At 55.6% G+C, this 11,168-nt stretch carries 7 protein-coding genes; 2 read left to right on the top strand and 5 right to left on the bottom strand.

Annotation, left to right across the window (positions count from 1 at the left end; all coding sequences use genetic code 11):
• Nucleotides 1-72: 72 nt before the first annotated feature.
• Nucleotides 73-828, top strand: a complete 756-nt coding sequence (locus AC2FHX_RS03380; RefSeq protein ID WP_496700278.1) for a TIGR02391 family protein — start codon at nucleotides 73-75, stop codon at nucleotides 826-828.
• Nucleotides 829-1,226: 398 nt separating this feature from the next.
• Here the strand turns inward: AC2FHX_RS03380 and AC2FHX_RS03375 are convergent, their stop codons facing one another.
• The 5 genes from AC2FHX_RS03375 to AC2FHX_RS03355 are packed head-to-tail and all read right to left on the bottom strand — an operon-like array spanning nucleotide 1,227 to nucleotide 10,502.
• Nucleotides 1,227-3,233 (bottom strand): 3'-5' exonuclease, encoded by a 2,007-nt coding sequence (locus tag AC2FHX_RS03375; protein WP_496700279.1) that lies wholly within the window; start codon nucleotides 3,231-3,233, stop codon nucleotides 1,227-1,229.
• On the bottom strand, nucleotides 3,230-3,580 hold the full coding sequence (locus AC2FHX_RS03370; protein WP_496700280.1) for a hypothetical protein: 351 nt from the start codon (nucleotides 3,578-3,580) through the stop codon (nucleotides 3,230-3,232). Before AC2FHX_RS03370 ends, AC2FHX_RS03375 begins: the two co-directional genes overlap by 4 nt.
• A 3-nt stretch (nucleotides 3,581-3,583) precedes the next feature.
• The gene (locus AC2FHX_RS03365) at nucleotides 3,584-6,724 is read right to left on the bottom strand and encodes a site-specific DNA-methyltransferase (protein ID WP_496700281.1); all 3,141 of its coding nucleotides are present in this window, start codon (nucleotides 6,722-6,724) and stop codon (nucleotides 3,584-3,586) included.
• On the bottom strand, nucleotides 6,721-7,449 hold the full coding sequence (locus AC2FHX_RS03360) for a hypothetical protein (protein WP_496700282.1): 729 nt from the start codon (nucleotides 7,447-7,449) through the stop codon (nucleotides 6,721-6,723). Before AC2FHX_RS03360 ends, AC2FHX_RS03365 begins: the two co-directional genes overlap by 4 nt.
• Complete coding sequence (locus AC2FHX_RS03355; protein WP_496700283.1) at nucleotides 7,446-10,502, bottom strand: BPTD_3080 family restriction endonuclease; 3,057 nt, start codon at nucleotides 10,500-10,502, stop codon at nucleotides 7,446-7,448. The genes AC2FHX_RS03360 and AC2FHX_RS03355 overlap by 4 nt, the downstream gene beginning before the upstream one ends.
• Nucleotides 10,503-10,675: 173 nt before the next feature.
• Here AC2FHX_RS03355 and AC2FHX_RS03350 point away from each other — a divergent pair, with 173 nt between their 5' ends.
• Entirely contained in the window at nucleotides 10,676-10,900 is a 225-nt protein-coding gene (locus tag AC2FHX_RS03350) for a hypothetical protein (protein ID WP_496700284.1), read from the top strand.
• Nucleotides 10,901-11,168: the final 268 nt, after the last annotated feature.

Below are 11,168 nucleotides of genomic sequence, written 5' to 3'. Positions count from 1 at the left end.
GCCGCGAAAAGAAATCACTCTCTCACGATGGTGTTTTTTGATGTCCGACAAGACGAGCTAATTGAAAAGAACATGAAAGAACTACACGCAGCCATCCCCAGCTCCGACGCCATTCTTGCTCTCGAGCCTGAAGAACTGGCAGCAAAACTTTTGTTTCTGATGCGAAAACGCTTCGAAATACAGCCTGATCAACTCCAACCGACAAGTTTCATTACTGAGGTGATGACGGAACCAACTCCGGAAGAGGGAGGAGAGGGTTACCCACGGGACGATCGGGTTCAAATTGCCTACGCATTGACAGAGGCTTTCTCTTGGCTGGAAGCACAGGGGTTGCTGATCCCCTTCCCAGCCGAATATCGCGCGGAAGGTCGCATGCTAAGCCGGCGCGCACAGCGGATTGAAACGGAGGAAGATTTCCGACATTTCGAGGTGGCCCGGCGGCTGAACCGTGATCTTCTGCACCCGGCAATCTCCGAGAAGGTCTGGCTGGCATTCGTGCGCGGCGATTTCGCAGAGGGTGTCTTCACCTCGATGCGCGCGGTGGAGGTCGCTGTGCGCGAGGCAGGAGGCTTTGCGCAGAAACAGGTCGGCACAAAGCTCATGCAAGCTGCCTTTGGTCAGGCCGGTCCGCTCCGGGATTTCGAGGCCGATGCTGCGGAGGAGGACGGACTCATGCATCTCTTCATCGGTGCCATGGGCTCCTACAAAAATCCGCACTCGCACCGAAACGTCCCCATGGAGGATGCCGGCGAGGCAATCGAAATCGTCACTTTCGCCAGCCACCTTCTGCGCATCGTCGATGCCCGTCGACCGGCAGGGAGTAATTGATATGGACCATAAGGGAGATATCCATCGATGACGGGTGAAAAAAATGTCGAGGACGAGCTCAGAGAAGAACTGCTTATCCACATTGATCTGATAAGGGCTCAGATTCGACATGGCCATTTGTTTGTCGCCGATGCACTCGTGGATGTCTCAGAGGAGACCAACCTTGATCTTTCGAGGCCTGAAGGCTGAAGCCTGAAAGCTTGGCCTTACTTCATAAAGGCATTGAAACGACGACTTGAGGGCCAGTAAAACCCTCAAGCCGATGATGCTCAATTGACCCTCCATGTAATGCGCCTTGTGATAGACACAGTTCGCCTGCTGGGTTTGCTCTCAATGAAATGCCCTTGGTAACAGGCGCGTATCCTTTTTCGTCGGGTTGGGTTTTCCCGTCTCGAACACTAAACCTCAATCAGGTCCTCAAGAAATTCGGATGGAGGATTACAGGCTGATATCCAAAGCCGCTCTCTTGCACGTGTTGCTGCCACGTAAAGAAGATGTCGTTCAGTGTCGAAAACCTCTTTTAACGACGGTTCGTCCGTTGCACCGAGTAACCGGTTCTCGCTTGGGATCACATCCGCATCACAAGCCATGACTGCGACCGCTCGAAATTCCCGGCCTTTCGCATCATGCATTGCCAGGATTGGGATTGCGGCGCCTTCCGGCAGAGCCAGATGGGCGCGATCGAATTGCTCCTCTGATCGGACAAGGATCGCCATACTTTCGTGTTCAAACCCTTCGTGTAAACGTTCTTGAAGCCAAGCACCCAGTCTACCTGCTTCTTGTTCTGGAGTATCAAAAATATGGATTCCTGGGACAGGACCGTGAAACACGGATGTAATTCCAAGGCGTCGGTCTTCCTCGCCATCGGCTTCAATTAGGCGGATCGGCAGGAGTTGATCGGATTTCTCGCGTATCTGGTGAGAGGTCCGGTAATTGACCTTGAGGCTTCGGGACCGGCCCCGAATATCCACACCAGCGGACTTCCAGGGAAATGGCGATCGGAATATGCGCTGTCCGATGTCGCCGGCGAAGAACAGCCCGTTTGCGGTGTCGCCGGCCATTTTCGAAAGCAGAACGAGTTCCGGTGCCGAAATGTCCTGTGCCTCGTCAACGACGATATGGGAGAACGGGAAGTCCTGCCTCTCCCGCGCCAGGCGGTGCATGACGCTGGAGATGGTTTCTTTGCCGGCAACCTCGAGGGCAGACCGCACTCGCGAGAATATGCGCCACAGCTCATCGCGACGAGACGCTGCCATGCGAACCTTGCGGCCAAGGCGTGGCAATTCCAGATAGGTCTTGGCGTCGTGCACATCCCATGCGTCGACAACCAACCGCCATTCATCTGAAAGGAATCCGGGATCGATCTGGCTGTTCTCGGAAGAGCGCGCGGTGTCAAGGAGAGTGGCAATTTCAATGTCGTCAGCAACGACCAGGTCTCCAAAACTCTCCCGCGCCAACCCTTCAGAAACTTCGCTCAGCGTTCCTACGGTGATCCGAGCAGCAAGGTCTGGATGCCCTCTGGTCAGCCTGTCCAGTTTCTCCGAGAGCCCTTCGGCCAGCCCCGGTGAAAATGTCGTCAGGAGGATCCGGGCGTCGCTGGAGCCCGAAGCAAGCCGGATTGCCCGATGTAGCGCGACCACGGTCTTTCCGGTGCCGGCAGAACCTATGATCCGAGCCGGACCGTTGAAATCCCTCTCCACAAATTCTCGCTGAGCCGGGTGCAGGAAGACCGCCCAGTCGTCCCACGGGGCATCCAGGGCAGCTTCCAACTCTGCCTGATCGCCGATGAGCTTGAAACGCCGCCGCGCGTCTGGGTGCGCAAAACCGGTTTCCTTCGCCATATCTATCCGAACCGTTGGGCGTTCGCCAACGGCGGCTGAAACCAGCGCCTCCGCCGCTTCATCCGGTAGGTGACCGGCGATGTCCAGAACAGTGTCTTCGGTTGCCTGGCGAACCGTCTCCAGCCATTCCTCGGGCACGCCCCAGCTCAAGAGGGTGTCGTCGGTTTCCGCCTTGAAAAGCCGGGGCTTCCGAACCGCCTCTTCGACATAGCGCTGGATGACAACTTCCTCGACGGTTTCCCGGACCTCGACAAACTGCATGGCGCCCGTCTTGGGGTGCTGGATCAGCCGCTGTCGGGTCGCCCAATCATAGGCATCATCATGATGGGCCACATAGGACAACAGCGTATTTCCGTCGCGCTTGTGAAGCACGATCCGGATATCCCGGTTCACCCTTGCGCTCCAGAAATTTGGATCCCGACAGCGGTCTATTCGGTGAATGGATAGACCTGAACTCTCCTGGTTGGTCTGAATGTCGAATACGGTGATCTTGACCTGGGACTGTTCCTGACCGGTCAACTTGCCGAGGGATTTGGTGAAACTGTTGGCGATGAGGACGGTCATTCTTCCAGCAGGTCCGATCTAAAGTGAACTCTGCCGTCATCGTCCATCATGAGTTCGCCCGCGCCTACGGTTTCTCCCTCGACTGAAATCCACTCGGAAACAGACTCATGAATAAAAGAAATATCTGAAGGATTACGGATTACGTCGGTAATCTCCTCCCAACAAAACATATACCTTCCTCGAACTGTTCCCGAGAAAGGATCATAGAGCTCTGTTAAATACTCAATTCCTTCTTCTTCAATCGAGGGTTTTGAAATCTCAATAGAGGATCTTGATCTTGCCCATGCTGCCTCAAACGCAGCCCGAGTGGCTTCAGCCAAGGCATTGTTGATTTTTTCAACTTCCATGGCTCAAACCCCCAACACCTTCATCACCTCATCGCCAAGGTGGTTGATCACCTTCACCGCGATCCTCCCTGACTTCGGCCGCGCAAAGGGGCGCGAGACGGTGCGTTTCAGGCTGTCCCAGGCCTCCTCGTCGATCTCCCCCTTCAGGGTGGTCCGAAGCGCCTTGTAGGGCACGTCAGCGCCAGGGAAGTAGGCTTGGCGCACGAAGAAGCTCTCGCCTGAATAATCCGTGTCGATGAACCAGCAGGCGATGTCGCTTGCCTCGGAGCTCACCACCTCGCCGGTCGAGGGCTTGAAGATATCGACGCCCAACAGTTCCACCCGCAGTTTGTCACCATCCTCCTGCAGGTCGATATCCGGCTCGCCGAAGACGACGAACAGGTTGCCACCGCCGGCCTTCAGATCGCCGGCCATATGCAGATCGGCATTCATCCGGGCGTGCAGGATCGGGATGCGGCCGAGTTTGTGGAATTCCTGCGCCATGGCTTCGAAGTTGAAAGCGCAGGCGATGACGATGTCGAACCCGGCGTCCGCCGCCTCGCGGGCGGTGTCGACCAGATCGGCGCGGCTGACGGTGCCATATTCCGGGCCGATGAAGATCCCGGCACGGCGCTCGGTCTCGCCCTCCATATAACGACCCTCGGCGGCAATCCAGTCGCCGGGCCAGGGGGTGAGCGTGTCGAACTTGATGGCGTCCTCTCGGCCTACCTGCTGCACACCGGCCTTGGCGAGGTTCTCCATGATCGCTTTGCGGTAGTTCTCGGCCTCCTGCTCCTGACCGCCGCGATTGCCGCGGGCGGCATCGACCTCATCGATGATCTCGCCATTCTCGTCCACCGGCGACATGCGGTGTGGCGAGAGACTTTCGACGGTGAAGGGCCCGGCGACGCGGACGCGCTTTTTGTCCTCATATGGCTTGTCATAGAGGTATTCGAATTCCGCCTTGGCGGCGATGGAGGCGTCGATTTCCTTCTGACGGGCGATACGGGCAGTCCAGAAAGCGTCAAGGGCCTCGCAAGCTTCTCTTGGCCAAGGAAGCATCGGTTGACCGTTCTCGTCAATGAATTCGAGGAGATCGTCTTCGGTGAAGTAGTGCTGCACGCGTTTCCGAGAGGCGAGGGTATTTGCCGCGCCTTCGATCTCGTCATTCAGTGCTTCGAGATATTCACGATAGCCGGACCGGAGCCGGGAAACCTCATCCGCATCCACGCTTCTGCGACCCCGTCCTTTTTCCGCCTTTTCCAACTTCTCGCGGGCCTGCACGGCGCCATGCCAAGCTTCGAGAATGGGACCTTCCATGGGCGTTACCGGCGTGCGCGGGACTTCCCACTCCATGAAGGTGCCGCCGTCGATCTTTTCGCCGGACGGAAGCGTAACGTCCGGATGGTCGACAAAGTCGATGAGCTGCCCTTTTCGCCCACCTTGCTCGACAGGATGTCGGCAAGGAAAGGCATCCATGTAATCGTTCAGCTTTTTGAGCGCCTCTTCCACGGCGGGCTGCAACTGCTCCCAGATCGTGTCGATCTCGGTGTTGTTGGCAATGCTCTTCAACATAATTCGCGGGACACGTTCATTAACGAATCCGTGGCGAATGTCGTTGTGGGTGGCAGTGGTGGCCGGTGTTGAGCGGGTGACCTCTGCCTCTTTCTTTTGCCCTTCAGGACTATCAGCCAGCAGAAACCAAGGATACTTTGCCCCCATGATCCGGGCCCGTGCGAGTGCGAGCGACACCCGAGATGTGTCGATGGTGATCCAGCGTCGGCCCCATTGCTCGGCGACAAATGCGGTTGTTCCGGAGCCGCATGTCGGATCAAGCACTAAATCGCCAGGGTCGGTCGTCATAAGCAGGCAGCGTTGAACAATGCTTGTCGCGGTTTGAACCACATAGATTTTCGGATCATTCCGGCTTTGAACACCTCCTGCCACATCGCTCCAATTGTTCGTAAATGACAGGGCCCCAAAATCATCAAAATTCTTCTGAAACCTGAGAGAGGCTGTAGTCGAAAGGACGCGGTCTGCTTTTAGAACACGGTCCATACCCGTTGTCGCGGTTCGCCAACCACCCACCTTAGGTCGGAAGCGCCGGCCCTCGAAATCGACAGGAAACAAGGTGGTAGATGAGCCTGACCTCGAAGTAAGCCCTTGATCCGTGTAGTAACTGCCGCCGCGTTTCAACATGCTTTCGAGTGCAGCTTCCGACAACTCCGTTACATTTTTTCGTTCCCCTTCGGGAGTTTTGAACTTTGTGTATCTTGTAGCTCCCTCTTCACCCAGTGTGAGGCCTTTGAATAAACGATTAGATTTGGCGCTCCCTTTGTCTTTAGCAAACCAGACGATGAAATTGTTTACGTTTTCAAGAAATTGAGCCCCGAGTCCGATTGAAGTCGGATAGGCGATCAAGGAAATGAAGTTATCGTCACCAAACACTTCATCCATCAGCGCACGCACCCGGTGGACGTTTTCATCCCCAATCTGGACAAAGCAGCTCCCACTCTCGGTTAGAAGCTCCCGTGCCACCACCAGTCGGTCGCGCAGATAGCTCAGATAGGAATGGATGCCATCGCGCCAGGTGTCCCGGAAGGCCTTCACCTGTTCCGGCTCGCGGGTCAGATGCTCCATCTTACCGTCCTTCACATCGCGCGAGGTGGTGGACCACTGGAAGTTGGAGTTGAATTTGATCCCGTAGGGCGGGTCGATATAGATCGCCTGCACCTGACCGCGCAGCCCTTCGCGTTCGGACAGGGACGACATCACCTGCAACCCGTCGCCAAGGATCATCCGATTCGACCATTTGCGGGAATGGCGGTAGAATTCCACTTCAGCCTCGCGGTCTTCATCGGTCAATCCGAAATGGCCGAACAGATCGTCGGCCTTTTCCCGGCCCGCGCGCAGATCGTCGATCAGCGCCTTGGGGTGCACCTGTTCCTGCATGTAGATCGGCGGAGCATCGACGGTAAGCTCTTCCTGGTCGATGTCCTTGCCACGCCAGATCAGTTGCGGGTCGAGGTCCCGGTTGCGCCGCTCGTAGGCCACCTTGATCGGCGCCTTGTCTTCCGCGTGCAAAACGCTTTCCAGCTCGGCAGTCGGTATGTTGGCGCGGGTTTCGTCATGGGTGATGGTGCCGATGGGTTTGGTGTCGGTCATTTCAAAGCTCCAAGGTCGAGCTGGCAGGCAGGATCGCTCAGGATCGCCTCGCCGACTCTGAATAGGTCTTTCTTCATGGTGTCAGGAAGAGAATTTGCAAAAGATCTTGCGAAATCTTTGGTGCCATTCGCCCAATCGTCTTCACCATTCAGCATGAGGAATTTGTCGAGAACCCGGCAGCCACCCAGATTGGAGAAGAAGGTGTCTGCCAGGTGATGTTCAATGTTTCCGGCACAGTTCAGAAACCCGATATTATCGAGAATGGTATAGAACTGGCGCATCCGTTTGACCGTTTTCGGGTGTCTTGCCCTGACGGCTTGAGCCGCCAGCCGATCGAACGGCGTCCAGTTGGTGGGGGTCACGAACCAGGAGAGCTTTGTTGTTCCTGAGACGAGATTTACATCCCGCCCCGCATTTTCCCGGATGTCGGCTATGGCTTCCTCAATTTCCTCGGCACGGCTGTTCATGTCATCCCAAGATCTTCCGGAAAACTTGTTTACCCGATCGGCGACGTATTGGACGTCTCTGTCATGGGCGGACAGATTCCGGGAAAAATTATAGGTGAAGGCGATATTTCTTACGTCTTTGATTGAGAGCCCAGGCGTGGGCCTGCTCTTAACCAGTTCAGTTTGTGGCCCATCAAAGGTCAGCCACCAGCGTAACGCCTCACAAATCGCGAGGAAAAGATCTTCTTCAACGATGTTTGATAGTTGAATGTCTTTCATGCCGGAACCTCGGCTTTGAGCATCTCGGAAATTGCCAGGTCGAGGTCTTCCCTGAAATCGTGGATCGAACGAAGCTCAGCAAAGCCCCAGCGACCGAAGCGTTCAAGACGGTTCACAGCCGGGATCCATTTGTTGCGCATGGTTTCTGCCTTGAGTATGGCGTCATGGCCGCGGAACCCTTTGACCTCGATTACCAGGGTTGCAGGCTGGTCTTCCTGTGATTTCAGGCGGATCAGGAAGTCCGGCAAGTAGCGGCGCGCTTCGCCTTCCATGTTGTAGGGCACTTCGAACCCAAGGTTATGGTTCTTGGTGTAGGCGAGCACATCGGGATGTTCGTCCAGGATCTGGGCGAGTTTCGCCTCCCATTCCGAGTCCGTGACGATCCAATTGACGTGGCTTCTATCAGAGCGGGGTTTGTGGCGAGTGTCTTTAGACGTGGTGAAATTGACATCAGAGGTCGACCCCTCGGGCGCGAACGGATCAAGCGTTGCCCGGATGATGGCCTTCCCATCGGGCTGGTCAACAAGTGCTCCCATGAGGAGATCACAGACTTCGTCTGTCAGTTGCCGATAGAGCAGCTGCGCACGCTTGGTGCCATCCTTGCACACCAGCCGGTCTGACTTCAGCCATTGCAGAACGATCCGCTTGGCATGGGGGAACAGGTGGGTCTTGGGTTCTCCATTTGGATCCCGTAGTTTCGAAGAAACCCAGTAGTTTGCGATGTGGAAAGCGATGGTCGAAAGGCGCCGGTCATCGAGATACTCGAGATTGATCTCGTGGCGCGCGCCAATGATACCGGACATTTGGACTTTGGTGGCACTGACCGTCTCAGTCGTCAGGACATAGGGTTCCATCCTGGACAGATCGACATCAATCCGTTCCTTGGGAAAGTCCGCGCGATAGCCTTCGACGCGTGGAAAGGAAATCTCAAGGGTATCGCGTTCCGGTGAGACAGCGTGTACATGAACAATCGGGCGTGGTTGTTGTGGCGGAGCTGGTTTGCCCTGGTCCGCGAAATTTAGCCCGTCGATCCCCATTATGTCGGCGTATTCGGTTCGGAAGAGCCCGGTTTCCGGGTCGATATCGTAGGACAGACGCCGCAGCGCCCGACCGATGACCTGTTCGCAGATAAGGCGGGATCCGAAGGCGCGCAATCCCATAATATGGGTGACGTTGTTGGCATCCCAGCCTTCCGTCAGCATCGATACAGACACAACGCAGCGTACCTGCTCGCCGAGGCGCCCCTTGCGCCCAACGGTGTTCATGACTTCGCGCAGGATTTCGGCCTCGGTGATTTCATCTGCCCCGGCGCCTCTTTTGGCGCGCTCCCGGCGAAATGCTTCGATCTCATCAGCATGCGCATCCCGAAAAGCCTTGTCGACCTCACCACCGCTTTCGAGCGCGGCCGAGTCGATCAGGATCGTTCGGGGTTTTTCCATCTTCTGGTCGTAGTCATCAAAATTCCGAAACAGGTCCAATGCGCCCTGTTCGACGATTTCCTCATCCTTTTCATTGGTGCGTATGTAGCCGGCGATGTAATCCCGCACCATTTCGGAATTGGTCGTGTTGTTGCAAACGACGATGAAGACCGGTGGAACACCAACCCCTTCCTGTTCCCAAAGCTGGAAGGTTTTTTCGTAGTGGCCATAGAGGGCATCCAGAGCAACCTTCAGCTCGATGGGAAGTTTCTGAGGATCTGGCTTGGTTTCGCCTTTCTGCTTCTTGGGCATTCGTTTGCCGATCGCGGGCCAAAGATTGCGATAGAGAACTTGTTCTCCGTCTGCCCGATTGTCCGCGATGGGCACCCGCGGCAGCTTAACGATACCGCATTCGATTGCATCCATGAGCGAAAAGTCACTCATGACCCACGGAAACAGCGTGCCTTCCGGCCAATTTGATCCCGACAGAAAAAAAGGTGTCGCAGAGAGGTCGTAGACTATTTTTACACCCTGCTGACGGTTCAGCGCCTCGATTCCTGATATCCAGAGCCGGGCAGCCTCCTTGTTGGCCTCCGCTTCTTTTCTCTCATCACCCGTGAATTTCAATTCTTCGGATATGGGGCGTTCGCGGTAACAATGATGGGCCTCGTCATTGATGACGACAACATTCTTCATCCCCATAAGATCGCCCATGACGCGTTGAATCATCTGGCCTTCGGTTTCCGTGGTCACGAGTTCTGGCCCGTGCCCCTCAAGAGCGCGTCTGGTGCCCGTGGCAGCGTCAAACGTCTCGCGCAGCTTGAAAGCGTGATAATTCGTGATGACGATTTTGGCCCGGTGCAGGTCCGGAATTAGATCATGAGGCACAAGGTTGAGCCGGTTAAAATAGCTTTCAGGATCATTGGGTTGCAGCACCCGCAGGCGGTCTCGAATGGTGATGCCGGGAGCAACGATCAGAAATCCCTTGGAAAACCGCTTGCTGTTGGCCGCTCGAACTGCATTGAGAGCCTGCCATGCTATGAGCATTGCCATTACCGTGGTTTTGCCGGCGCCTGTGGCCAGCTTGAAGGCGATCCGGGTAAGGTCGGGTTTCGTTTCCGAGGGCTCGGCGCCGTCAGGTTGGACCGCAAAATTGTTGGCCGTGTTGATCCAGTTCAGAAACCGCTTTCCGCGCTTGCCCATTTGCGGCGCCACCTCGGCCAGCCAAATGGCAGCCTCCACCGCTTCAAGCTGGCAGAAAAAGGGCCGTATGGTTTGGCTGTCATCCTGCTGGATTGCGCGCCAGTGCTGGAGGAGGCGCTGGGTGATTGGTGTCACTTTCCATTGAGACGGATTAGGCAGACTTCGCCATGTATCCAATTCGGCTCGGAGATCATTTACGATCGGTGAGGGGTTGAACTCCGTTGCGTCAGTGGACAGGCCCTCTCCACCAAGATCCATGCTGGTCTGCATTCGGTTGGATGTTGACGACGCTCCCGGCAATGCCGTCCACAAGGCCGACTTTCTCCTGGCGGAGACTTCTCGGTCCGTGGGGTGCCCTTCGTCGTCGAGTTCCCAGTGCTTGTTCGGGAAAGAATATGGTGAATTTAGAATGGGTTGATCAAAAAAGCTCATAGCCGCAATCGCTGTTGATAATTTTATGACAACAAAGCAGGAGAGGCTGATAACTGCAAGTGAATCCAACTCGCACAGCAGACAATTATTAAGAGAATTACCCGGCCAGCAATCTCGCCAAGGCTTAATGACCAAGTGCGGTAAGCGGAAGTACGTCGTAGCCGTGTTATTAAATGGAAGCACCATGGAAAGCGGAAATTGAAACCAAGCACGCAAAATTTTTTCGCCGCTCGATTTCGCGAACAATCGACACAAAAGTCGCCTTTGATTTGGGAGGCTCGGTCTTCATCGCCAATCTGGTCGCCCTGTTTGTCTGCCATCATTGTAGCCGCCGCATTCACGCAGATGTCGATATGTGCGGCGAGAAAGCTGTTAAATATAATTTTGGGAAGTCTTAATTGCCTTGGAAGGCAAAAGTTCTGCACTGTGTGCTGTCTCTGAATAAGCAACGCCATCGAGTGGCAGGCAAACGGGCGGCGACCGCGGCATCCGAGTGGGCCGCAGAGTGTCCGTTATGGGCTGGCAGAGATGAGGCCTGTGAATAATTTCGGGTTGTGCATAAGGCGCCCGAATTAGAGATACGCTATCTTGAGATGGATGGACAACGCACTGCTTGCTATCAAGAGAAGGTTACTACCGCGAAGTCTCGTTAAATTACATCGGGGT

The sequence above is a fragment of the Ruegeria sp. CDSC042 genome, assembly GCF_059610745.1.
Note: the sequence above shows the minus strand (reverse complement) of the source record. Positions and strands in the feature narration are given on the sequence as shown.